Annotated in this window: 16 protein-coding genes and 4 tRNA genes; 3 read left to right on the top strand and 17 right to left on the bottom strand. The window is 61.4% G+C overall.

From position 1 onward, the window contains the following. Positions 1–5: 5 nt before the first annotated feature. From V6M89_RS12685 to V6M89_RS12620, 14 genes are all read right to left on the bottom strand, one after another. Positions 6–614: an ArsR family transcriptional regulator gene (locus V6M89_RS12685; RefSeq protein ID WP_117012696.1), complete on the bottom strand. Its 609-nt coding sequence runs from the start codon at positions 612–614 to the stop codon at positions 6–8. A gap of 381 nt (positions 615–995) precedes the next feature. After that, positions 996–5,228 carry a DNA-directed RNA polymerase subunit beta' gene (gene rpoC, locus V6M89_RS12680; protein WP_332853495.1) on the bottom strand — a complete coding sequence of 1,411 codons (4,233 nt, stop codon included), beginning with the start codon at positions 5,226–5,228 and terminating at the stop codon, positions 996–998. 71 nt (positions 5,229–5,299) lie between these two features. Beyond that, the gene (rpoB, locus tag V6M89_RS12675; protein WP_116993680.1) at positions 5,300–9,406 is read right to left on the bottom strand and encodes a DNA-directed RNA polymerase subunit beta; all 4,107 of its coding nucleotides are present in this window, start codon (positions 9,404–9,406) and stop codon (positions 5,300–5,302) included. A 269-nt stretch (positions 9,407–9,675) separates the two neighbouring features. Further along, complete coding sequence (rplL, locus tag V6M89_RS12670; protein ID WP_116993689.1) at positions 9,676–10,047, bottom strand: 50S ribosomal protein L7/L12; 372 nt, start codon at positions 10,045–10,047, stop codon at positions 9,676–9,678. A 92-nt stretch (positions 10,048–10,139) separates the two neighbouring features. After that, positions 10,140–10,679, bottom strand: coding sequence for a 50S ribosomal protein L10 (gene rplJ / locus V6M89_RS12665; RefSeq protein WP_217943558.1), 540 nt, complete (start codon positions 10,677–10,679; stop codon positions 10,140–10,142). A 255-nt stretch (positions 10,680–10,934) separates the two neighbouring features. Beyond that, the gene (gene rplA, locus V6M89_RS12660) at positions 10,935–11,630 is read right to left on the bottom strand and encodes a 50S ribosomal protein L1 (protein WP_020704298.1); all 696 of its coding nucleotides are present in this window, start codon (positions 11,628–11,630) and stop codon (positions 10,935–10,937) included. Positions 11,631–11,632: 2 nt separating this feature from the next. Next, a complete protein-coding gene (gene rplK / locus V6M89_RS12655; RefSeq protein ID WP_008444110.1) occupies positions 11,633–12,064 on the bottom strand; it encodes a 50S ribosomal protein L11 in 432 nt (143 codons plus the stop codon). Positions 12,065–12,185: 121 nt separating this feature from the next. Continuing rightward, a complete protein-coding gene (nusG, locus tag V6M89_RS12650; protein ID WP_332853494.1) occupies positions 12,186–12,800 on the bottom strand; it encodes a transcription termination/antitermination protein NusG in 615 nt (204 codons plus the stop codon). After that, a complete protein-coding gene (gene secE / locus V6M89_RS12645; RefSeq protein WP_008444107.1) occupies positions 12,800–13,183 on the bottom strand; it encodes a preprotein translocase subunit SecE in 384 nt (127 codons plus the stop codon). Before secE ends, nusG begins: the two co-directional genes overlap by 1 nt. Before the next feature lie 36 nt (positions 13,184–13,219). Next, positions 13,220–13,295 (bottom strand) — tRNA-Trp (locus V6M89_RS12640). A 66-nt stretch (positions 13,296–13,361) separates the two neighbouring features. After that, entirely contained in the window at positions 13,362–14,552 is a 1,191-nt protein-coding gene (tuf, locus tag V6M89_RS12635) for an elongation factor Tu (RefSeq protein ID WP_020704295.1), read from the bottom strand. A 108-nt stretch (positions 14,553–14,660) separates the two neighbouring features. After that, positions 14,661–14,735 (bottom strand) — tRNA-Thr (locus tag V6M89_RS12630). A 29-nt stretch (positions 14,736–14,764) separates the two neighbouring features. Continuing rightward, positions 14,765–14,838: transfer RNA gene (locus V6M89_RS12625), tRNA-Gly, on the bottom strand. A 57-nt stretch (positions 14,839–14,895) separates the two neighbouring features. Continuing rightward, positions 14,896–14,979: transfer RNA gene (locus V6M89_RS12620), tRNA-Tyr, on the bottom strand. Between the two features lie 206 nt (positions 14,980–15,185). Between V6M89_RS12620 and V6M89_RS12615 the strand changes: the two genes are divergently transcribed. Then, entirely contained in the window at positions 15,186–18,446 is a 3,261-nt protein-coding gene (locus V6M89_RS12615) for an EAL domain-containing protein (RefSeq protein WP_332853493.1), read from the top strand. Between the two features lie 82 nt (positions 18,447–18,528). Here the strand turns inward: V6M89_RS12615 and V6M89_RS12610 are convergent, their stop codons facing one another. Then, complete coding sequence (locus tag V6M89_RS12610) at positions 18,529–20,061, bottom strand: HDOD domain-containing protein (protein WP_332853492.1); 1,533 nt, start codon at positions 20,059–20,061, stop codon at positions 18,529–18,531. A gap of 43 nt (positions 20,062–20,104) precedes the next feature. After that, positions 20,105–21,688 carry a DUF3369 domain-containing protein gene (locus V6M89_RS12605; protein ID WP_332853491.1) on the bottom strand — a complete coding sequence of 528 codons (1,584 nt, stop codon included), beginning with the start codon at positions 21,686–21,688 and terminating at the stop codon, positions 20,105–20,107. A 239-nt stretch (positions 21,689–21,927) separates the two neighbouring features. Between V6M89_RS12605 and V6M89_RS12600 the strand changes: the two genes are divergently transcribed. Together V6M89_RS12600 and V6M89_RS12595 are read left to right on the top strand one after the other, a co-directional pair. Beyond that, entirely contained in the window at positions 21,928–22,410 is a 483-nt protein-coding gene (locus tag V6M89_RS12600; protein WP_332853490.1) for a chemotaxis protein CheW, read from the top strand. A 21-nt stretch (positions 22,411–22,431) separates the two neighbouring features. After that, a complete protein-coding gene (locus tag V6M89_RS12595; protein WP_332853489.1) occupies positions 22,432–24,150 on the top strand; it encodes a methyl-accepting chemotaxis protein in 1,719 nt (572 codons plus the stop codon). 6 nt (positions 24,151–24,156) lie between these two features. Here V6M89_RS12595 and V6M89_RS12590 read toward each other — a convergent pair whose 3' ends face one another. Next, entirely contained in the window at positions 24,157–25,173 is a 1,017-nt protein-coding gene (locus tag V6M89_RS12590; protein ID WP_332853488.1) for a J domain-containing protein, read from the bottom strand. Positions 25,174–25,203: the final 30 nt, after the last annotated feature.

The raw sequence follows: 25,203 nt of genomic DNA, 5'->3' as shown, positions 1-25,203 counted from the left end.
ACGGATTAATTCACCGCGACTTCTTCGCCGCTGATTTTCTCCAGATCGGTTTCATCGCCCAATACGTATATCTTCTGCTCCCGCAATACCTGGAGAATAAAAGGCTGCTGCTCGCGCAGGCGGCGCTTAAAGTCCGGGATCGAATACAGATTCGGATTGATTTTACGGCGCAATAAACGTTCGGCGACCGGCAGGCGGGATAATAGTTCGCCGTAGCTGGTGTTATCACCGATCAGCATTAATTCCACGGGCGTGTCCATGCCCTCGTGTTCCTTGGCCGTGGCGCCATAAACAAAAGCCACATTCAGCACGTGTTGCAACGGCGCCAGCGCCGAATTCAACACGCTCACCAGGCCGAAGGTTTTCTTGACCAGGTTGCTTAACTCCCCGAATACGATGCATTCCTTGTTGGGCTTAAAGCGGCGCACATTGCCGATGCGTTCGGACACGATAACGCCCGACTCATGCAGCCGTTTGAGCTCCCGCTGGGCCGAGGCGCTGCCCAAACCCGTCAGGCGCATGATCTCGTTCAAGTGGAAGCCTTGATTGACACGTACAAATAGCAAGCCCAGCAGCTTTTGCTGGGCAGGGGTGAAGAGTGCTTGAGCGATCATGAGCCAAATCTTAGCATGAACGCACTACTCTCTGGCATGTTTAACGTAGCGTTTCCTGGCTTACTTGCATCGGACTACCAGAAGGGCCTGCACGTCCGGCCAGTGGCCAAGGCTCGGCGCAGCGATAGCGCATGCTTGCGCCACCTGAGATTCAAGGGCATGACATATTAAACCGGCTAGCGGGCGTCATAAGCCACGAATAGATGCTGATTACCCATTCTCTTTACCGATATTGGATTGAATACGGCGAATGATTTAAACGCACGGCGGCATGCGATTAAAAGTCATTTAGTTATCGGCGACTGAAATTCTTAATCGCAACACCAATAAAAAAAACGGCACCCGAAGGTGCCGTTTTTATTTACGGGGCTAAAAGCTGAATTACGCTTCGCCGTCGTGTGGAGTAACCGTTTCGGTGATTTCCACATCGCCGCTGGACATCGAGGCTTTCTCGGCCAGCAGCAGAGCTTGACGCTCTTCCACTTCCCAAGCCTCTTTCTCTTTGCGAGCGCGGTGGAATGCCAGACCGGTGCCGCCTGGAATCAGACGACCAACGATGACGTTCTCTTTCAGACCACGCAGACCATCGCGCTTGCCCATGATTGCGGCTTCGGTCAGAACGCGGGTGGTTTCCTGGAACGATGCGGCCGAGATAAACGAATCGGTCGACAGCGATGCCTTGGTAATACCCAGCAGAACGTTTTCGTAAGTTGCAGGGATCTTATTCTCTGCATTGACTTTGTCGTTTTCATCCAGCAGTTCCGAACGCTCAACCTGCTCGCCAACGATGTAGTTGGTGTCGCCGGCATTAACGATCTGAACGCGACGCAGCATCTGACGCACAATCACTTCAATGTGCTTGTCGTTAATCTTCACGCCCTGCAGACGGTACACGTCCTGCACTTCGTCAACGATGTAACGCGCCAGCGCTTCGATACCCAGCAGACGCAGAATGTCTTGTGGATCGGCCGGGCCGTCGACAATCATCTCGCCTTTGTTCACTACCTGGCCGTCGTGGACCAGCACTTGCTTGTCCTTGGTGATCAGGAACTCGTGCTTGTTGCCGTCCATGTCCGTGATTTCCAGACGCTGCTTACCCTTGGTTTCTTTACCGAAGGCAACAGTACCGGTCACTTCCGCCAGCATACCTGCGTCTTTAGGCGAACGTGCTTCGAACAGCTCGGCAACGCGCGGCAGACCACCGGTAATATCGCGAGTCTTCTGCGATTCGGTCGGGATACGTGCCAGCACTTCACCAACGGTCACTGCCTGGCCATCTTTCACCATGATCAGCGCGCCAACCTGGAAGCCGATCGCCACGGCGTGTTCGGTGCCGGCGATCTTGACTTCGTGGCCTTCTTCGTTCAGCAGCTTGACCTGTGGACGCAGGGTCTTGGTCAGCGAACCGCGACGCTTGGCATCGATTACCACCAGGGTCGACAGACCGGTCACTTCGTCCACCTGGCGGGCCACGGTCACGCCTTCTTCGACGTTCTCGAAACGCACCACACCGGCGTACTCGGTAATGATCGGACGGGTCAGCGGATCCCAGGTTGCCAGGGCCGTACCGGCCTTGATCACCAGACCGTCTTTGACGATCAGGGTCGCGCCGTACGGCACCTTGTGACGCTCACGCTCACGGCCGTGGTCGTCGGTAATCAGCACTTCGCCCGAACGGGAAATGACGATTTGCGCGCCCTTGCCGTTGGTGACGTAACGCATGGTCGAGGTGAAGCGGATGGTACCGTTCGACTTCGCTTCCACCGACGATGCCACTGCCGCACGCGACGCCGCACCACCGATGTGGAAGGTACGCATGGTCAGCTGGGTACCTGGTTCACCGATCGACTGCGCTGCGACCACACCGACGGCTTCGCCGGAGTTGACCAGCATGCCGCGGCCCAGATCGCGACCGTAGCACTTGGCGCACAGGCCGAAGCGCGTGTCGCAAGTCAGCGGGGTACGGACCTTGACTTCGTCGATCGACAGACGCTCGATCTCTTCAACCATGTCTTCGTCCATCAGGGTACCGGCTTCGTACAGCGTAGCCTGGGTTTCCGGATTGACGACGTCGTTGACCACCACGCGGCCGAGGATACGGTCGCGCAGCGCTTCGATCACTTCACCGCCTTCGACCATCGCCTTCATCAGCGTGCCGTTGGTCGTGCCGCAATCATCTTCGATGACGACCAGATCCTGGGTCACGTCGACCAGACGACGGGTCAGGTAACCCGAGTTCGCGGTTTTCAGTGCCGTATCCGCCAGACCTTTACGAGCGCCGTGGGTCGAGATGAAGTACTGCAACACGTTCAGGCCTTCGCGGAAGTTCGCGGTAATCGGCGTTTCGATAATCGAACCATCCGGTTTCGCCATCAGACCACGCATACCTGCCAGCTGGCGAATCTGCGCCGCGGAACCGCGGGCGCCGGAGTCGGCCATCATGTAAATCGCGTTGAAGGATTCCTGGGTGGACTTGGTGCCGTCACGCTTGATGACGTCTTCCACTTTCAGTTGGTCCATCATGGCCTTGCCGACTTCGTCCGAGGTCTTGCCCCAGATGTCGACCACCTTGTTGTAACGTTCGCCGGCGGTGACCAGACCCGAAGCGTACTGCTGCTCGATCTGCTTGACTTCGGATTCTGCGGCCGAAATCAGGGTCACTTTTTGAGGCGGTACCAGCATGTCGTCCACGCAGATCGAAATACCGGCGCGGGTCGCCAGGCGGAAGCCCGACTGCATCAGTTGGTCAGCAAACACCACCGTCGCGCGCAGGCCGCACTTACGGAAGGACGTGTTGATCAGCTTGGAAATCTCTTTCTTCTTCAGCGCGCGGTTCAGCACGGAGAATGGCAGGCCTTTCGGCAGGATTTCCGACAGGATCGCGCGGCCGATCGTGGTCTCGTAACGGGTCACGGTGCGGACGAATTCGCCCGTCACTGGATCCTTAGGATGCTCGACGATACGTACGGTGATGCGGGTGGTCAGTTCCACTTCCTTGTTGTCGTAGGCACGAATGACTTCCGACACGTCCTGGAACAGCATACCTTCGTTCTTGGCGTTGATCGCTTCGCGGGTCGCGTAGTACAGACCCAGCACGATATCCTGCGAAGGAACGATCGACGGTTCGCCGTTCGAAGGGAACAGGATGTTGTTCGAAGCCAGCATCAGGGTGCGGGCTTCCATCTGTGCTTCGATCGACAGCGGAACGTGAACTGCCATCTGGTCACCGTCGAAGTCGGCGTTGAATGCGGCGCAGACCAGTGGGTGCAGTTGGATCGCCTTGCCTTCAATCAGGACCGGCTCGAAAGCCTGGATACCCAGACGGTGCAGCGTAGGCGCACGGTTCAGCATGATCGGGTGTTCGCGGATCACGTCTTCCAGGATGTCCCAGACGACCGGCTCTTGAATCTCGACCAGCTTTTTAGCGGCCTTGATCGTGGTAGCCAAGCCCATCAGTTCCAGCTTGTTGAAGATGAACGGCTTGAACAGTTCCAGAGCCATCAGCTTCGGCAGGCCGCACTGGTGCAGTTTCAGCTGCGGACCCACCACGATGACCGAACGGCCCGAGTAGTCGACGCGCTTACCCAGCAAGTTCTGACGGAAGCGGCCGCCCTTACCCTTGATCATCTCAGCCAGCGATTTCAGCGGACGCTTGTTGGCGCCGGTCATCGCTTTACCGCGACGGCCGTTGTCCAGCAGCGAATCGACCGCTTCTTGCAGCATGCGCTTTTCGTTGCGCGTGATGATCTCTGGAGCGCGCAGCTCCATCAGGCGTTTCAGACGGTTGTTACGGTTGATGACGCGGCGATACAGATCGTTCAGATCCGAGGTCGCGAAGCGGCCACCATCCAGCGGTACCAGCGGACGCAGTTCCGGCGGCAGCACCGGCAGCACTTCCATGATCATCCACTCAGGCTTGATGCCCGAACGCTGGAACGCTTCCAGCACTTTCAGGCGCTTGGCGTATTTCTTGATCTTGGCTTCGGACTTCGATTCCTTCAGTTCCACGCGCAGGGTTTCGGCATCGCGGTGGATGTCGATCGAGCGCAGCAGTTCGCGGATACCCTCAGCGCCCATGAAGGCGGTGAAGTCGTCGCCGTACTCTTCGTACTTGGCGGCGTAGTCGTCTTCCGACATGATCTGGCATTTTTTCAGCGGGGTCATGCCTGGATCGGTCACCACGTATGCTTCGAAGTACAGCACGCGTTCGATGTCCCGCAGGGTCATGTCCAGCACCATGCCCAGACGGGATGGCAGCGACTTCAGGAACCAGATGTGGGCGGTAGGCGAAGCCAGCTCGATGTGGCCCATGCGCTCGCGGCGCACCTTGGCCAGCGTGACTTCGACGCCGCACTTTTCGCAGATCACGCCGCGGTGTTTCAGGCGCTTGTACTTACCGCACAGGCATTCGTAGTCCTTGATCGGGCCAAAGATCTTGGCGCAGAACAGACCGTCGCGCTCAGGCTTGAAGGTACGATAGTTGATGGTTTCCGGCTTTTTAACTTCGCCGTAGGACCACGAACGGATTTTTTCAGGCGAAGCGAGACCGATTTTGATCGCGTCAAAAGTCTCGTTCGTCTGTACTTGCTTGAATAGATCGAGCAGTGCTTTCATGTATCACTCCAGGTAGTGATGAATTCTTTAAACTGCCCCGCCGGCAACGACCGGCGGGGCCCGTGCGAGTGTTAGTTGCGTTCCAGGTCGATATCGATACCCAGGGAACGGATCTCTTTCACCAGCACGTTGAACGATTCAGGCATACCGGCGTCGATCACGTGGTCACCTTTGACCAGGTTTTCGTACACTTTGGTACGGCCGTTCACGTCATCCGACTTAACGGTCAACATCTCTTGCAGCACATACGATGCGCCGTATGCTTCCAGTGCCCACACCTCCATCTCACCGAAGCGCTGGCCGCCGAACTGGGCTTTACCGCCCAGTGGCTGCTGCGTTACCAGCGAGTACGGACCGGTCGAACGCGCGTGCATCTTGTCGTCGACCAAGTGGTGCAGTTTCAGCATGTGCATCACGCCAACGGTGACCTTGCGCTCGAACGCTTCGCCGGTGCGGCCGTCGTACATCGTGACCTGATTCTTCGACGGCGTCATGCCCAGCTTGTGAGCGATGTCGTCCGGGTAAGCCAGGTCCAGCATGCGGCGGATTTCCGATTCGTGCGCGCCGTCGAACACCGGAGTAGCGAACGGAACACCCTTCTTCAGGTTGTTCGCCAGCTTCATGATCTCTTCGTCGTCGAACTGGTCCAGGTCTTCCGGACGGCCGTTTTCGTTGTAGATCACGGTCAGATACTTGCGCATCTCTTCGGCTTTGGTGTGCACCGCCAGCATTTCGCCGATACGGATACCCAGGCCCTTGGCTGCCCAACCCAGGTGGGTCTCGAGAATCTGACCCACGTTCATACGGGAAGGAACACCCAGCGGATTCAGCACCACGTCGGCCGGCGTACCGTCGGCCATGTATGGCATGTCTTCCACCGGCACGATACGGGAAACCACACCCTTGTTACCGTGGCGACCCGCCATCTTGTCGCCCGACTGCAGGCGGCGTTTAACGGCCAGATACACTTTGACCATCTTCTGCACGCCAGGTTGCAGTTCATCGCCCTGGGTCAGCTTCTTGCGCTTCTCTTCGAAGGCCAGGTCGAACTGGTGGCGCTTCTCGTTGATCGATTCCTTGATCGCTTCCAGCGCGGTAGCCGATGCGTCTTCCGATGGACGGATGTCGAACCAGTGGTACTTGTCCAGATCCGCCAGGTATTCCTTGGTGATCTTGGCGCCTTTGGCCAGCTTCTTCGGACCGCCGTTGACGACTTGGCCGATCAGCATTTTTTCCAGGCGCTGGAAGGCATCGCCTTCAACGATACGCATCTGGTCGTTCAGGTCCAGGCGGAAACGCTTCAGTTCATCGTCGATGATCTGTTGCGCGCGCTTGTCGCGAACGATGCCTTCACGGGTGAAGACCTGGACGTCGATCACGGTGCCGATCATGCCCGATGGCACGCGCAGCGAGGTGTCTTTGACGTCCGATGCTTTTTCGCCGAAGATCGCGCGCAGCAGCTTTTCTTCCGGGGTCAGCTGGGTTTCGCCTTTAGGCGTTACCTTGCCGACCAGGGTGTCGCCTGCCTGCACTTCCGCGCCGATGTAGACGATACCGGACTCATCCAGACGAGCCAGCTGGTTCTCAGCCAGGTTCGAGATGTCGCGGGTGATTTCTTCCGCGCCCAGCTTGGTATCGCGTGCAACGACGGACAGCTCTTCGATGTGAATCGAGGTGTAGCGGTCGTCCTTGACGACGTTTTCCGAGATCAGGATCGAATCTTCGAAGTTCAGACCATTCCATGGCATGAAGGCCACGGTCATGTTCTGGCCCAGAGCCAATTCACCCAGGTCGGTCGATGCGCCGTCGGCGATCACGTCGCGCTTGGCCACACGGTCGCCTACCTTGACGATAGGACGCTGGTTGATGTTGGTGTTCTGGTTCGAACGGGTGTACTTGATCAGGTTGTAGATGTCGACACCGACTTCGCCGGCGGTTGCTTCGTCATCGTTCACGCGAATCACGACACGGCCCGCATCGATGTAGTCGACGATACCGCCGCGCAGAGCTTGCACGGTGGTACCCGAGTCGACTGCCACGGTGCGTTCGATACCGGTACCGACCAGTGCTTTTTCCGGGCGCAGGCAAGGAACTGCCTGACGCTGCATGTTGGCACCCATCAATGCGCGGTTCGCATCATCGTGTTCCAGGAACGGAATCAGCGACGCTGCGACCGAAACGATCTGGCCCGGCGCCACGTCCATGTACTGGATGCGCTCTGGGGATACCAGGATGGTTTCGCCGGCTTCACGGGCCGAGACCAGCTCGTCGCTCAGCATGCCGCTCTTGTCGATGGTCGCATTCGCCTGGGCGATGATGTAGCGGCCTTCTTCGATGGCGGACAGGTAGTCGATCTGGTCGGTGATCTTGGAGCCTTCCACCTTGCGGTATGGGGTTTCCAGGAAGCCGTATTCATTCAGGCGGGCGTACAGCGCCAGCGAGTTGATCAGACCGATGTTCGGGCCCTCAGGCGTTTCGATCGGGCACACGCGGCCGTAGTGGGTCGGGTGCACGTCGCGGACTTCGAAGCCTGCGCGTTCGCGGGTCAGACCGCCAGGTCCCAGAGCGGATACACGGCGTTTGTGCGTGATTTCCGACAGCGGATTGGTCTGGTCCATAAACTGCGACAGCTGGGACGAACCGAAGAACTCGCGGATTGCGGCCGAGATCGGCTTCGAGTTGATCAGGTCGTGCGGCATCAGGTTGTCCGCTTCGGCTTGGCCGAGGCGTTCCTTGACGGCGCGCTCAACGCGCACCAGGCCGGCGCGGAACTGGTTCTCGGCCAGTTCGCCGACGCAACGTACGCGACGGTTACCCAGGTGATCGATATCGTCGACTTCGCCGCGGCCATTGCGCAGTTCCACCAGGATCTTGATCACGGCCAGCACGTCTTCGTTCGACAGCGTCATGGCGCCGGTCAGTTCATCGCGGCCGATGCGGCGGTTGAACTTCATGCGGCCCACGGCCGACAGGTCGTAACGGTCGGCGCTGTAGAACAGGCCGTTGAACAGCGCTTCCACCGAGTCTTCGGTTGGCGGTTCGCCAGGACGCATCATGCGGTAGATAGCGACACGGGCGGCCATCTGGTCGGCGGTGTCGTCGATGCGCAGGGTTTGCGAAATGTACGCGCCCTGATCCAGGTCGTTGGTGTACAAGGTCTGGATTTCGGAGATGTTGGCTTCGCGCAGGCGACCCAACACGTCTTCGGTCAGCTCATCGTTGGCGGACGCGACGACTTCGCCGGTCTCAGGATCGACGATGTTCTTGGCCAGCACGCGGCCCAGCAGGTAGTCTTCCGGTACCGAGATGTGCTTGATGCCGTTCGATTCGATATCGCGCACGTGCTTGGCGTTGATACGCTTGTCCTTCAGGACCAGCGTCTTGCCTTCCTTGTTGACGATGTCGAAACGTGCGACTTCGCCACGCAGGCGTTCGGCGACGAATTCCATTTCCGCGCCTTCGGAGCGCAGGTTGAAATTGTCGAACACGAAGAAGTTCGCCAGGATCTGCTCGTGCGACATGCCGATTGCTTTCAGCAGTATCGTCACCGGCATCTTGCGGCGGCGGTCGACGCGGAAGAACAGGATGTCTTTCGGGTCGAACTCGAAGTCCAGCCACGAACCGCGGTAAGGAATGATACGCGCGGAGAACAGCAGTTTGCCGGACGAGTGGGTCTTGCCGCGGTCGTGTTCAAAGAACACACCAGGGGAGCGATGCAGCTGCGAAACGATAACGCGCTCGGTACCATTGATGACGAACGAACCGGTGGTGGTCATCAGGGGCAGTTCGCCCATGTAGACTTCCTGTTCCTTCATCTCTTTGACGACCGGCTTGGTCGGCGATTCCTTGTCCAGGATCACCAGACGCACCTTGGCGCGCAGCGGCGACGCGAAGGTCAGGCCGCGCAGTTGGCATTCCTTGACGTCGAAGGCGGGGTCGCCCAGGACATACGACAGGAATTCGAGACGCGCAAAGCCATTGTGCGAAACGATAGGGAATATCGAGGTAAAGGCCGACTGCAGGCCGTCGTTCTTGCGTGTCGACGGTGCTACGTCTTCTTGCAAGAAACTATGGTAGGACTCGAGCTGGGTAGCCAGCAGGAACGGAACGTGGTGAACGTTGGCGCGCTTCGCGAATGATTTGCGAATGCGTTTCTTCTCAGTAAATGAGTAGTGCATGGACACTCCGTGAGTGACAGAAAGGATAAAAAATTCAGGTTTTGCCAGTGCAAAATTAGCCACTTCAGCAACAAGATCGGCTGCATGTCACACAGACGAAACCTGAAACTTCTACCATTTCCAGCTGATTCGATAAAACTGCGGCGTCGGACAAACGCTACAAATACGACGAGGACGACAAAGGAGCCAAAGCCGGATTTCCCCCTTTAACAAGGGAAATCCGCAGCTTTGGCTCGTGGCGCTAACTAACTAGCCGCCGTACAACTTGATTACTTCAGGTCGGCCTTGGCGCCAGCTTCTTCCAGCTTTTTCTTAGCGGCTTCAGCGTCAGCTTTCGACAGGGCTTCTTTAACGGTCTTAGGAGCGCCATCAACCACGTCTTTGGCTTCTTTCAGGCCCAGACCGGTGATTTCGCGAACTGCTTTAATTACGCCAACTTTGTTCGCGCCGACTTCGGTCAGAACAACGTTGAATTCGGTTTGCTCTTCAGCAACCGCAGCAGCAGCGCCGCCAGCTGCTGGAGCAGCCATTGCAGCGGCCGAAACGCCGAATTTTTCTTCGAAAGCTTTGACCAGGTCGTTCAGGTCCATTACGGACATTTCGCTAACTGCGTTCAGGATGTCGTCTTTGCTAATTGCCATTTGAAACTCCAATAATTTTTTGATTCGTTAATACATCAGATTGGTACTTGAGAAAAGATCGGCCCGGCCCTCAGGCCGGAACGCAGCAGCTATTAGGCTGCTGCTGGGGCTTCTTCTGCGGCCACTTCGGCAACAGCTGGAGCACCTTCGGATTTTTTCGCTGCCAGAGCAGCCAGACCACGTGCAAAGCCCGACACCGGAGCCAGCATAACGCCCAACAACTGCGAGATGAGAACTTCACGGCTAGGAATGCTCGCCAACGCTGCAACAGCTGCTTTATCCAGCTGCTTGCCTGCGTAGTTACCTGCGGTGATGACCAGTTTGTCGTTGGTTTTAGCGAAGTCAGCGATGACTTTAGCTGCTGCAACGGCATCGTCCGAGATCGAGTAGATCAACGGACCGGTCATGCTGTCTGCCAGGTTGGCGAACTGCGTGCCTTCGACGGAGCGACGAGCGAGGGTGTTTTTCAACACTCGCAGGTACACGCCTTGAGCGCGCGCTTTGGCACGAAGTTGCGTCAAGTGAGCAACCTGGATGCCACGATATTCGGCCACGACGATAGTTTGCGCAGTTGCTACTTTTGCGGAAACTTCGGCGACGACGGCCTTTTTGTCATTCAGATTGAGACCCACGGTCAACCTCCTTAAATGATGACGGGCAAACTGCCTGCCATCGGTTCGAACAACGGCGTCCGAGGTTTAGGAGTCCAATGGACTACGAAACTTGATCGGGTACACCATCTGCGTTGGGTGAAAAATTCAATTAACCAGTTGCCTACCTGATGCATCCGGCCCAACGGTCTTTGATTGCCTGGCCGTTCCCGAAGAAACGACCAGCCCAAAGAACTGCCCTGCGCTTTGCGGCGCGGGGACTTAATTTTTTAAAACTTAGGCAGCCAGGGTAGCCTGGTCGACACGGACGCCAGCGCCCATGGTCGACGACAGCGATACCTTGCGCAGGTAGACACCCTTGCTGGTAGCTGGCTTAGCTTTGTTCAGTGCGTCGATCAGGGCAACCAGGTTGCTCTTCAGATCTGCATCAGCGAACGATTTGCGGCCGATGGTCGCGTGGATGATACCGGCTTTGTCGGTACGGTACTGAACTTGACCGGCTTTCGCGTTTTTCACGGCGGTAGCGACGTCAGGGGTTACGGTGCCGACTTTCGGGTTAGGCATCAGGCCACGTGGGCCCAGGATCTGACCCAGGGTACCAACGATACGCATGGTGTCTGGCGAAGCGATGACGATATCGAAAGGCATGTCGCCGGCTTTGACGCGCTCGGCCAGGTCTTCCATACCAACAACGTCGGCGCCGGCGGCTTTAGCCTGCTCAGCTTTTTCGCCCGAAGCGAACACAGCAACGCGAACGGTCTTGCCGGTGCCAGCTGGCAGCACGACGGAACCGCGAACGACTTGATCCGACTTCTTAGGATCCACGCCCAGTTGTACCGACACGTCGATCGATTCATTGAACTTGGCGGTAGCCAGTTCTTTGATCAGAGCGACTGCGTTGTCGAATGCGTAGGACTTGGTGCTATCAACTTTGGCTTTGATAGCTTTAGCGCGTTTGGACAGTTTTGCCATGATTACAGACCTTCCACCGTGATGCCCATCGAACGTGCGGAACCAGCGATGGTGCGTACAGCAGCATCCAGGTCGGCAGCGGTCAGATCAGGGGTTTTCAATTTAGCGATTTCTTCAGCTTGAGCGCGGGTCAGCTTACCGACTTTGTCGGTATGTGGCTTCGGCGAACCTTTGACAACGCCCGAGTGCTTCTTGATCAGGAAGGTTGCTGGAGGCGTCTTCATCACGAAGGTGAAGGACTTGTCAGCGAACGCGGTGATCACGACCGGGATCGGCATGCCTGGTTCCATACCTTGGGTCTGCGCGTTGAACGCTTTGCAGAATTCCATGATGTTCAGACCGCGTTGACCCAGAGCTGGACCGATCGGTGGGGATGGGTTTGCTTTACCAGCTGGTACTTGCAGCTTGATAAAACCAATGATTTTCTTTGCCATGATGGCTCCTATCTTGGATATGAGTAGTAGCGCCCCACCATGCGCATTTGCAGGGCGGGGCTCCTCTTTGCCAGATTTGTCGGGTTTTTACACCGTCGCCCGTTCTGGCGAACGGTGCTGCTTATACTTTTTCGACCTGGCCGAACTCAAGTTCCACCGGAGTAGCGCGGCCGAAGATGGTGACCGACACGCGCACTTTGGATTTCTCGTAATTGACTTCTTCGACATTGCCGTTGAAATCGGTGAACGGTCCATCCTTGATGCGGACTTGCTCGCCCACTTCGTACAGCACTTTCGGCCGTGGCTTCTCGACACCCTCTTGCATCTGCTGCATGATCTTGTCGATCTCGCGCGCTGGAATCGGGGTCGGCTTGTTCGATTTGCCGCCGATGAAGCCGGTTACCTTATTGGTGTTTTTCACCAGGTGCCACGTTTCGTCGGTCATTTCCATCTCAACCAGGACGTAACCTGGGAAGAAACGACGCTCGGTGACGGACTTTTGACCGTTCTTGACTTCGACAACTTCTTCGGTCGGCACCAGGATCTGGCCGAACTGGTCCTGCATGCCGGCGCGCTCGACGCGCTCCGTCAGTGCGCGCTGGACGCTTTTTTCCATGCCGGAATACGCGTGTACAACATACCAGCGCTTGTTGCTGACTGGTACGCTGATAGGCGCTGCGCCAGCATCTTGTGCCGGAGCTTCGCCCGGCACGTCGTCTTGCACATTTTCGCTCATTATTTTCGTATACCCAGAATGACGTCGTACAACAGGAACTCAAGTGTCTTGTCCGTGCCCCACAGGAACAGCGCCATCACCAGCACGAAGGCAAACACGATGCCCGTGATCTGGGTAGCTTCGCGACGAGTAGGCCAGACGACCTTTTTCGTTTCGCGTACGGCTTCTTTGGCGAAATTCAGGAATTCACGGCCAGTCGTCGAGGTCCACAAGAGCAGAACGGCAAAAGCCAAACCAGCTACAAGTGCGCCTGCGCGTACGAGAGCTGGTTTGTCTGACAGGTAATAAAACCCGACCACACCTGCGATTGCAACGGCTATTGCCAGAGCAACCTTAATCTTGTCATTCGACGTGCTGACGGTCTGCACGGATTGATTTGACATTTATATTTACTTTCGGTGCCCTGCACCTGAAAACGGTGGCAGGGACGGAGGGCATCGAACCCCCAACCTTCGGTTTTGGAGACCGACGCTCTGCCAATTGAGCTACGTCCCTACGTAAAACTACAAAGGATATCGATTATACCACCAGAGACGCCCCTGGTGGTACGACCAGTATTCCTTAAGCGATGATCTTCGCTACAACACCTGCACCAACGGTACGGCCACCTTCGCGGATTGCGAAGCGCAGACCTTCTTCCATCGCGATCGGGTTGATCAGCTTGACGGTGATCGACACGTTATCGCCTGGCATAACCATTTCTTTGTCCGCTGGCAGTTCGATCGAACCGGTCACGTCAGTCGTACGGAAGTAGAACTGTGGACGATAGTTGTTGAAGAACGGAGTATGACGGCCGCCTTCGTCTTTCGACAGAACATAGATCTCGCCGGTGAAGTGGTTGTGCGGCTTGATCGAGCCTGGCTTCGCCAGAACTTGACCACGCTGTACGTCTTCACGCTTGGTGCCGCGCAGCAGCAGACCGACGTTGTCGCCAGCCATACCCTGGTCCAGCAGTTTGCGGAACATTTCCACGCCGGTGCAGATGGTTTTGACGGTGTCGGTGATACCAACGATTTCGATCTCTTCGCCGACTTTGATGATGCCGCGCTCGATACGACCGGTCACAACGGTACCGCGACCCGAGATCGAGAACACGTCTTCCACTGGCATCAGGAAGGCGCCGTCCACTGCGCGCTCCGGCGTAGGGATGTAGCTGTCCAGTGCGTCAGCCAGAGCCATGATGGCTACTTCGCCCAGAGGACCGGTGTCGCCGTCCAGCGCTTTACGTGCCGAACCTTTGATGATAGGCAGGTCGTCGCCTGGGAATTCGTACTTCGACAACAACTCGCGAACTTCCATTTCAACCAGTTCCAGCAGCTCTTCGTCATCGACCAGATCGCACTTGTTCAGGAACACGACGATGTATGGAACGCCAACTTGACGGGCCAGCAGGATGTGCTCGCGGGTCTGTGGCATTGGGCCGTCGGCTGCGGAGCAAACCAGGATCGCGCCATCCATCTGCGCTGCACCGGTAATCATGTTTTTGATGTAGTCGGCGTGGCCTGGGCAATCAACGTGAGCGTAGTGACGGGTAGCGGTTTCGTACTCGACGTGCGCGGTGTTGATGGTAATGCCGCGTGCTTTTTCTTCTGGAGCAGCATCGATCTGGTCGTATGCTTTAGCTTCGCCGCCGAATTTCTTCGACAGAACAGTAGCGATCGCAGCGGTCAGGGTGGTCTTGCCGTGGTCGACGTGGCCGATGGTGCCGACGTTAACGTGCGGCTTGGTCCGCTCGAATTTCTCTTTTGCCATTTTAGACTCCTAACGATTTGGTGTGATTGCCTGGGCGTGCGCCCGACTGTCTTTGATAGTGCTGCGTATGTATTTATATGCTGCGGTACTGCGGGATACTGCGAATTCTGGTGCCCTTTACGTGGATTGAACACGTGGCCTCTCCCTTACCAAGGGAGTGCTCTACCACTGAGCTAAAAGGGCTTATGGGGTACTACTGCATTGCAACAAGCTGGAGCGGGTGAAGGGAATCGAACCCTCGTCGTAAGCTTGGAAGGCTTCTGCTCTACCATTGAGCTACACCCGCGAGGATTGTTCAATTCTTCTTCATCTACTTGCGTTACCCAGTCTTTTTGCAAAAACTTGGTGGAGGGGGCTGGATTCGAACCAGCGTACTCGAAAGAACAGATTTACAGTCTGTCGCCTTTAACCACTCGGCCACCCCTCCGCGAGGAACCGCAGAGTATGAAGCAACTTCTTTGACCTGTCAACCCCGCACCGCGTTTTTTACTGCTCTATTCGCGCTGTGAAGATGAACTGTCTGCTTCGGGGCGAGATTTTAACTGCACCAACTGCAAATGTGCAAGTGTTGTTTTTAGGTTCAACGAATTCCTATACAATCGGCCCACGATACTGAGACCTGGAGCCCCGCAGTTGAACAACCGTAGCGGTAGTTTGCGCAGCCTGGTGCTGGCCAATCTGGGCCTGTTGGCCTGTTACTTCGTCGCCGGCCGTCTCGGCCTGCTGCTGGCGCTGCCGCCCGGCTACGCCTCGCCGATCTTCCTGCCGGCCGGCCTGGCGCTGGCCTGCTGCGTGATCGGCGGCGCCCGCCTGCTGCCGGCCGTGGCGCTGGGCTCGCTGACGGTCAACCTGATCTATCCCTTCCTCAGCCCCGGCGGCATCAGCGCCACCGCGCTGGCCGGCGCCTGCTTCGCGGCGCTGGGCGCCTCGCTGCAAGCCTGGGCCGGCAGCACCCTGTTCCGCCGCTACATCGATCCCGCCATCGGCTCCGGCCGCGACGTGGTGCGCTTCATCCTGCTGGCGGCCGGCGTCACCGTCATCAGCAGCACCGTCTCGCTGAGCGGCATGGGCCTGCTCGGCATCCTGCGCTGGGACACCCTCATCCTCGACTGGCTGGCCTGGTGGATGGGCGACACCATCGGCATCCTGCTGGCGGCGCCGCTGACCTGGATCGTCATCGGCCGCCCGCGCGCGCTGTGGTCGCGCCGCCGCCTGCTGGTCGGCCTGCCGCTGGTACTGTCGGCGGCGGCCTTCATCGCCATCTACCTGCAGGCCGACCGCTGGGAGAACAACCAGCAGCTGCAGGCGTTCCGCCTCAAGGCGCAGCAGACCGGCGACCTGCTGCAGGCGCAGTTCAGCGAGCACGAACGCTTCATCTATGCGATGGCCAAGGCCCTCAACGACCCGCGCCGCACGCTCAGCGCCGAGGACTTCGGCAACCTGGCGCACGGCTACCTCGACCAGCGCCCCGAGCTGCTGTCGATGGCCTGGCTGACGCCGGTGGCCGGCGACGAGCGCGCCGCCTTCGAAACCTGGGGCCGCGCCCAGATCGCGCCGGGCTTCGAAATCCGCCAGCGCAACGCCGACGGCGACCTCGCCGCCGCAGCGCAGCGCCAGCGCTACTTCGTCGCCACCTACATCGAGCCGGCCGAAAGCCGCGTCTACCAGGGCCTGGACTTCCTGTCCGATCCGCAGCGCCGCACCGCGCTGGAGCGCGCCATCCAGTCCGGCCAGCCGACCGCCACCGCGCCGCTGCAACTGATACGCACGCAGGCCAGCTCCGGCTTGCTATTGCTGCAAACTGTCTACCCCAACAACAATCGCCACCAGGCCATCGGCTCGCTGCTGATCTCGATGCAGTTCGACGCCTACCTGGACCAGGCGCTCAAGCGCTCCGAGTTCGGCCACTTCCTGATACGCTTCGAGGACATGGACGACGACGGCCCACGCCGCGTGGTGCGCGACAGCCTGCAACGGGCGCCGGAGCCGGGCGACTTCCAGCGCCAGCTGCACTTCGGCGGCCGCATCTACGAACTGACCCTGGCGCCGACCCCGGCCTACCTGCAGCAGCAGCGCGGCTGGCAAAGCTGGACCGTGCTGACCTGCGGCCTGCTGCTGACCGGCCTGTTGGGCACGCTGATGATGCTGATCAGCGGCGAACGCGCGCGCATCCAGGCCCAGGTCAAGGACAGCACGGCGCGCCTGCGCGAACGCGAGGCGCGCCTGCAGGCCATCCTCAACAAGGCGGCCGACGCCATCCTCACCATCGACGGCGACGGCCTGCTGATGTCGGCCAACGCCGCCGCCGGCCGCCTGTTCGGCTACGCGCCGGAGAACATGACCAAGCTGCCGCTGGACCGCCTGATCCCGGTCGGCGTCGGCGACGCCGCCGGCCTCGACGCGGCCGGCCTGCTGCGCATGATCGCCTGCGGCGTCACCCACGAATACGAACTGACCGGCTGGCGCAGCGACGGCAACGAATTCCCGCTGGCGATGTCGGTCAGCGAAGTGGAGCTGCCGGACGAGCACCTGTTCGTCGCCATCCTGCACGACCTGACGGCGCAGCAGCTGGCGCAGGAACGCATCCACCGCCTGGCCCACCACGACACCCTGACCGGCCTCGACAACCGCCTGTCGCTGAACCTGCGGCTGGACCAGTTGCTGGCGCAGACCCGCCGCAGCGGCGGCGCGGCGGCGGTGCTGTTCATCGACCTCGACCACTTCAAGAAGATCAACGACACCCACGGCCACCAGACCGGCGACCTGCTGCTGATCGCCGTCGCCCAGCGCCTGCAGGAACTGCTGCGCGAGGTCGACACCATCGCCCGCCTGGGCGGCGACGAATTCATCGTCGTCACCTCCGGCAGCGTGACGCCGGACGAAGCGTCCAACATCGCGGTGCGCATCGTCGAATCGCTGGGCGCGCCCTACCACCTGCAAGGCAAGACGGTGCACAGCGGCGCCAGCGTCGGCGTCGCCATGTTCCCGTCCGACGGCGAGGACGGCAGCACCCTGCTGCGCCACGCCGACACCGCCATGTACGCCGCCAAGAGCGAGGGCCGCGGCAACTTCCAGTTCTTCTCGGCCGAGATGAACAGCGCCACCCACGAGCGCCTGATGCTGGAGAACCGCCTGTGGCAGGCGCTGGAGCAGAACGAATTCGAGCTGTACCTGCAACCGCAGGTCGAGCTGGCGTCCGGCCGCATCATCGGCGCCGAGGCGCTGCTGCGCTGGCACCATCCGGAGCTGGGCATGGTGGGGCCGGACCGCTTCATCCCGATCGCCGAGGAATCGGGCCTGATCCTGCCGCTGGGCGACTGGGTGCTGCAGCGCGCCAGCCGCCTGCTGGCCTCCTGGCGCGCGCCGGGGCTGGCGCACCTGCGGCTGGCGGTCAACCTGTCGGCGCGCCAGTGCCACGGCGCCGGCCTGCTGCCGCAGCTGGACCGGCTGGTCGACGCCCACGGCATCGACCCGGCCCTGCTGGAGCTGGAGATCACCGAATCGGCGGCGATGCAGGACCCGGAACGCAGCCGCGCGCTGCTGATCGAATTGCGCTCGCGCGGCTTCAAGGTGGCGATCGACGATTTCGGCACCGGCTATTCCTCGCTGAGCTACCTGAAGCTGTTCGAGATCGACCGCATCAAGATCGACCGCGGCTTCGTCAAGGATATCGAGAGCGATCCGAACGACGCCGTGATCGTCGCCGCCACCATCGCGCTGGCCCACTCGCTGGGGCTGGGCGTGGTGGCCGAGGGCGTCGAGACCCAGGCCCAGCGCGACTTCCTCAGCGCCAAGCAATGCGACGAGGCGCAGGGTTATCTGTTCGCGCGGCCGATGCCGGTGGCGCAGTTCGAGGCCATGGTGCGCAGCGAGTACGCCGCCATCGCAGCATAACGTCATTCCCGCGCAGGCGGGAATCCATACGCCGCATCCGATCAGGCTCGGCATGGATCCCCGCCTGCGCGGGGACGACGGTTCATGGGCCGGGGGTCAGCGCCACCAGCACCTGGCCCTTGAGGGCGCGGATCAGCGAAGTTTCGTCGGGCGGCACGCCCTCCGGCGCCGGCAGCGCGCGGTCCGCGTAGAACAGGCCCAGCTGGACTGAATTGACCACCAGCGGCAGCACGATGAAGCTGCGGGCGTCGGGCAGCAGGCGGCGGTGCCATTCCGGCAGCAGCGCGCGGATCTTCGGCGCGCTGGCGTCGGCGATCATCAGGTCGGCGTTGTTCTGCATCGCCAGGTGGAACAGGTCGTCGCCGCTGGCGGTGGGGAACACAAAGCCGGCCTGGCGCTCCACATAGCGCTCGCCGAACGCCACCCGCGCCCGGTACTGGCCGCTGCGCATGTCCTTCAGACAAACGGTGGCGAAGCGGAAGCCCATGCCGCGGTACAGCGTCTCCAGCACCGCCTGGATGATGTCGTTGACCTTGCCGTGGCCGCCGGCGCGCATCTGCGTCACCTCCTGCACCCCGGCCAGCAACAGCTCGCGGGCGTTGTACGGCTTGCCGCTCAGATGGTTGCCCTGCGGCGCCGCCTCCGCCCCCATCGCCGCCTGCGCCAGCACGCTGGGCAGGCCGGGCGCGCCGTCGTCGGGATCGGCCTGCGCGCCCATCTGCAAACTCTCCAGCAAACTGTCCATGTCGCGCGACACGGTGGCGAACAGCTGCGTCAAGCGCGCCTGGTCGAGATTGAGCGCGGCGCCGTAGCGCTGCTCCAGCCCCCTGCCCTCGACGCTGTCGGCGCGCTGGCGGCGCGCCAGCAGCCGCGCCGTCTCCATGCTGAACGCCACCACCTGCCGCATCCACTCCTGGCGGCTGGCGGCCGGCTTGCAAACGCCCGGCGGCAGCGGCGCCAGCGAGCGCACGATCACGTCCGGGATCTTCCATTCGTTGAGGATGGCGGCCGACAGGCTGTCGTAGCTGCAGCCCAGCACCTGCAGCGCGGCCTGCGCCTGGGTCAGTTTGCCGGCCGCCGTCAGCAGGCCGATCTCGCGGAACAGCCCATGCTCGTGCGAGGCCACCACCAGCGCGCCGATGTTCTTGAACAGCGCGCCGATGGCCGCCTCCTCGGCGCCCTGGTAGATGCTCAGGCGCGCCATCTCGCGTCCCACCAGGCTGGCGCACAGCGCCGCCTCCAGTTCCAGCCGCACGCTGTGCGCGTGCTTGCTGTTGGCCAGCGTGTCGACCAGCAGCATGGCCATCGCCGTGGTCTTGACGTTGTCGAAGCCGAGCAGGGAAATCGCGCGCGAGATGGTGGTGACGGCGGTGCCGCCGGCGGCGCGGTAGGTCGGCGTATTGGCCAGCCGCAGCACCTTCTGCGTCAGCGCCACGTCCGACAGCACGTAGTAGGCCAGGTTTTGCGTGCCCTGGTCGTCGGAGTCGGCCATCTGCACCACCCGCGCCACCGACGCGCCCAGCGCGAACATGCCCTCGTCGCCGCTGAGCTTTTTCAGCAGCGCCCCGCGCACGGGGCGCAGTTCGCTGTCGGACGGGAGCGGGGTCGAAGGCATGGCATATCCTGGCGTGAAGCTATCCGCCCGCGGCGGGCGCAGCCTAGTCCGGCGTGTGGCCGATGGTCGGATCGCGCTCGATCAGGTCCAGCAGCGCGGCCACGACCTCGGGATCGAACTGCTTGCCGGCGCGGTCGGTGATATAGGTCATCACTTCGGTGTGCGGCCACGGGTCCTTGTACGGCCGCTCGTGCAGCAGCGAGTCGAACACGTCCACCACGGCGACGATGCGCGCGGAAATCGGGATGTCCTTGCCCACCAGCTGGTTCGGATAGCCGTTGCCGTCGTAATGCTCGTGGTGGCCGCCAGCGATCTCGGCGCCGTAGGTCAGGTAGCTGACGCCGTCGACCATGTTGGCGGCGCGCTCCAGGATGGTGCGGCCGACCGCCGCGTGGGTCTGCATCTCGGCCCGCTCCTCCGGCGTGTGGATGCCCGGCTTGAGCAGGATGTGGTCCGGCGTGGCGACCTTGCCGACATCGTGCAGGATGCTGGCCAGGCCTATCATGTCGAGCAGCTGCGGCGTCAGCTCGTCGCCATACACGCCGCGCCCGGCCAGCCGCTGGGCCAACGAGGTCGACAGCATCTGCACCCGCCGCACATGGCCGCCGGTGCCGCTGTCGCGGAACTCGGCCAGGTCGGCCAGCGCCACCACGGTGGCCTCCTGCGCCTTGCGCAGCTGGCCGAACATGTACAGGTTGTCGAACGCGGCCGCGATGCGCTGGCAGAACACCTCCAGCAGGTCGCGCTGGATCTGCGCCAGCGGCCACGGCGGCGTGACCGAAATCGCCACCTCGCGGTTTTCCTGCGTGTGGATGAACAACACATTGGCCGGATGGTCGAACTGGCTTTTCTTTTCGGCGAAGGCCTTGGCGATGGTCGGCCACAGCGGATGGGCGGTCGGCATCAGCTCCGAGTCGCTCAATGCGGCATAGCTGCCGGTGGCCGCCACCACGCTGGTGACGCCGGTGTCGCCCTGCATCAGGCACAGCACGCCGTCGGCGCCGACGTCGAGGATGGCGCTCACCTGGTTCAGCACGCCGGAGGCGAATTCGCGCAGCGAGTGGATCTGGTACAGATTGGTGGCGCCGGCCAGGATCTTGCCCAGGCCGATGCGGCTGCGCTCCAACATGTTCAGGCTTTCGTACGCGCGCAGCGCCGAGATCACCGTGGTGAACAGCTTCTGCGTGGTCAGCTCGGTCTTGGCCTTGTAGTCGTTGATGTCGTATTCGATGATCACGCGCTGCTCGGGCGCCTGGCCCGGCTGGCCGGTGCGCAGCACCACCCGCACGATGGCGTTGTGCAGCTCCTCGCGGATGCGGCGCGCCAGCAGCAGGCCGGCGTCGTCGGTTTCCATCACCACGTCCAGCAGCACCAGCGCGATGTCCGGCGTGTCGCGCAGGAAGTCGTAGGCTTCGCGGCCGCTGTAGGCGGAAAACAGTTCCAGCTCGCGCCCCTTGAAGGAGACGTTGCGCAGCGCCAGCCGCGTGACCGCGTGGACGTCGACGTCGTCGTCGACGATCAGCACCCGCCACAGGCGCTGGTCCGGCGACCCCGTGCCGTCAACCGGAGCTGGTTCCTCGTCCTCCTGGATCAGCCAGTTGTCGTCTGCGGCGGTGGAATCTGTCATCACATCTCCTGGGGCTGGGCCCGTGGCTGTCTTGGTCCTAGCATAATCAGATTCCCCCCCTGTGACAACCCCCTTCGAAATTGATAGCAACAGGCGTGCGTTTTTCGCCCATGCACGGCTTTTCCGCGCTCGTCATCGCGGTCCGACTCTGATACGCTAGCGCCGTCATTGTAAGGATTGCGGCGCGTACGCCGACCAAGGCGTATCGCGGTCAGATCAATATTTCAAGGACCATAATCATGCAAGAAAACGCATCGGACATCGCCGGCAGGGAGTTCCTCGCCTTCACCCTCGGCGCCGAGGAATACGGCATCGACATCCTCAAGGTGCAGGAGATCCGCGGCTACGAGGTGGTCACCCGCATCGCCAACGCGCCGGAGTTCATCAAGGGCGTGATCAACCTGCGCGGCATCATCATCCCGGTGGTCGACATGCGCATCAAGTTCAAGCTGGGCGAGCCGGTGTACGACCAGTTCACCGTGGTCATCATCCTCAACATCGGCGGCCGCGTGGTCGGCATGGTGGTCGATTCGGTCTCGGACGTCACCACCCTCACGCCCGACCAGCTCAAGCCGGCGCCGGAGATGGGCACCGCCTTCAATTCCGACTACATCATCGGCCTGGGCACCATCGACGAGCGCATGCTGATCCTGGTCGATATCGACAAGCTGATGTCGAGCGCCGAGATGGGCCTGACCGACGTCGCCACCGCCGCCAACTGACCCTATCAAGACGGAACCTCCATGAATTTGACCGACTATAAAATCAAGACCCGGCTCGGCGCCGGCTTCGGCCTGGTGCTGCTGCTGATGCTGATCATGATCGTCACCGCCATCGGCCGCTTCGGCGCGGTCGGCCAGAGCGCCAGGGACATCGTCGAACGCGACTGGCCGAGCGCCTCGGCCGCCGCCACCATCGACGCCGCCGCGCGCGAGGATGCGCGCCGCGTGCTGGCCCTGTTCGTCATCAGCGACAAGGCGCAGCGCGCCAAGAGCTACGAACGGATAGACCTGGACAAGAAAGCCATCGACGCCGCGCTGGCCACGCTGGGCCAGCTGACCGAAACGCCCGACGAGAAGGCGCTGCTGGCCAGGATCCAGGCGGCGCGCGCCAGCTACAACACCTCCTTCCTGAAGGTGGCCGACCTGGTCGAGGCGGACGAGCGCGACAAGGCGGCCGAGCTGATGAACCGCGAAACCTTCCCCGCGCTGGACACGCTGGAAGAGCTGACCGGCGCCATGGTCAAGCAGCAGAAGAGCGACATCGAGGGCGGCGGCAAGGTCGCCACCGGCCACATCGACTTTTCGCGCACCATGATGATCGTGCTGGGGGTGGTGGCGCTGATCGTCTCGGGCGCGCTGGCGGTGTGGATCACGGCCTCGATCACCGGCCCGCTGGAGGAGGCGGTGGCGATCGCCAAATCGGTGGCGGCCGGTGACCTCAGCACCAGCATCGACGTGCGCGCCAGCGACGAAACCGGCGAGCTGCTGGCCGCGCTGCAGCACATGAACACCAGCCTGGCGCGCACCGTGCACGAGGTGCGGCGCAGCACCTCCACCATCAACCAGGCTTCGGGCGAAATCGCCACCGGCAATATGGACCTGTCGGGACGCACCGAATCGCAGGCCAGCTCGCTGGAGCAGACCGCCAGCACCATGGAGGAGCTGACCTCCACCGTCAAGCAGAACGCCGACAACGCCCGCCAGGCCAACCAGCTGGTGATCTCGGCGTCGTCGGTGGCCACGCGCGGCGGCCAGCTGGTGGCCCAGGTGGTCGACACCATGGGGTCGATCAAGGCCAGCTCCAGCAAGATCGTCGACATCATCGGCGTGATCGACGGCATCGCGTTCCAGACCAATATCCTGGCCCTGAACGCGGCGGTGGAAGCGGCGCGCGCCGGCGAACAGGGACGCGGTTTCGCGGTGGTGGCGTCGGAAGTGCGCAGCCTGGCGCAGCGCTCGGCCACGGCGGCCAAGGAAATCAAGGTGCTGATCGACGATTCGGTGGAAAAGGTCGACGGCGGCAGCGCCGTGGTCGACGAGGCCGGCCAGACCATGGGCCTGATCGTCACCTCGGTGCAGCAGGTGGCCGACATCATGGCCGAGATCACCTCGGCCAGCCAGGAACAGAGCATGGGCATCGAGCAGGTCAACGAGGCCATCTCGCAGATGGACGAGATGACGCAGCAGAACGCCGCGCTGGTCGAACAGGCCGCCGCCGCCGCGCAAAGCATGCAGGACGAGGCGGCCACGCTGTCGGCCTCGGTCAGCGTGTTCAAGCTCGACGACAGCTATGCGGTGGCGGCGCCGGCCGCGGTGGCCCGTCGGGCCGTCGCCAGAGCGCCCGTCCAGGCCGCAGCCAAGCAGGCGCCCAAGGCCGCAGCAAATCCTGCCGCAAAGCCGGCCGCGACAGCAGCGGCCAAGCCCAAGGCGGATATGAATTCGGAGTGGGAAGAGTTCTAGCGCAGTTTAATTGCTGACCGGCGGCGCCGGTGGCGCCGTGCTGGCCGCCGCCGTGCGGCTGGCCGGCGAGCAGCCGCTCTGGTTGGCGCCCACGTCCAGGTTCTGGTAGCGGATCTCGTACTTGCCGTTGGCGAGCTTGTCGACCACCAGCTTGTCGTGCGCCTGCACGTAGGCGTAGCGCACGTTCGAGCGGCGCTCGGTATCGTAGATCTTGATGAACACCGCCGAGGCGTTGCCCGCATTGTCGAGCATCAGCTGCATGTCGTCGCCGCGGTTGGCGACCGGGAAACCGGTCATGTAGCCGGACTGCGTCGGCCACGGCTCGCCGTTGGGCGCCACCAGGGTCTGGGTCTCGCTGTCGCAATCGGCGACCGCATTCGGCAGTATCACCTGCGACAGCGCCTGCACCTTGATCGGCGCCGGCCGGCTGCTGTTCGCTTCCGGATAATAAGGCTGGTTGCCGGCCCAGGCCTCGCGCATCTCGGCCTTGGGATCACGCGCGGCGGCGCGGGCCTGTGCGCGCGCGTTGCCGTTGTCGGCCTTGCTGCCCAAGGCCGCCGCCAGCGCGGACGACAGCAGCTGCGGTTCGGCCACCATGGTCATGCCGCCCACCCAGCCCAGCACCAGGCTGGCCGCCAGGCCGGCCCACCATTTCCAGGCGGCCGGACGGCGTGATCGCGGGGCGTCGTCGACCGTCTCCGGGCTCCAGGCCCGGTCCGGCGCGTCGTGGCGATGCTTGTCGCCGCGATGGCCATGGCCGTCCTCGTGGCGGGTGCTCTCCAGCCACTCGATCTCCCACTCCTCGGCGGCGATCCATTCGTCGTGTTCCTTGCGGCGCTGGGCGTCGGACAAGGTGTCGTAGGCGCTGTTGAGGATGGCCATGATGCGCGCAGCCTTCTCATCCCCCGGATTTTTGTCCGGATGGTATTTTTGACTGAGCGCCTTGTAGGCGGCACGTATGACTTCCTGAGGCGCCATGCGCGACACTTTCAGGTTGTCATAGTGAGTGTGTATCTTTGCCATCGTTCCAATAATTGTCCGGCGAGCGCGCGT

Source organism: Duganella sp. S19_KUP01_CR8, from assembly GCF_036688705.1.
GTDB lineage: Bacteria > Pseudomonadota > Gammaproteobacteria > Burkholderiales > Burkholderiaceae_D > Rugamonas.
This window is presented reverse-complemented; position numbering and strand designations above follow the sequence as displayed.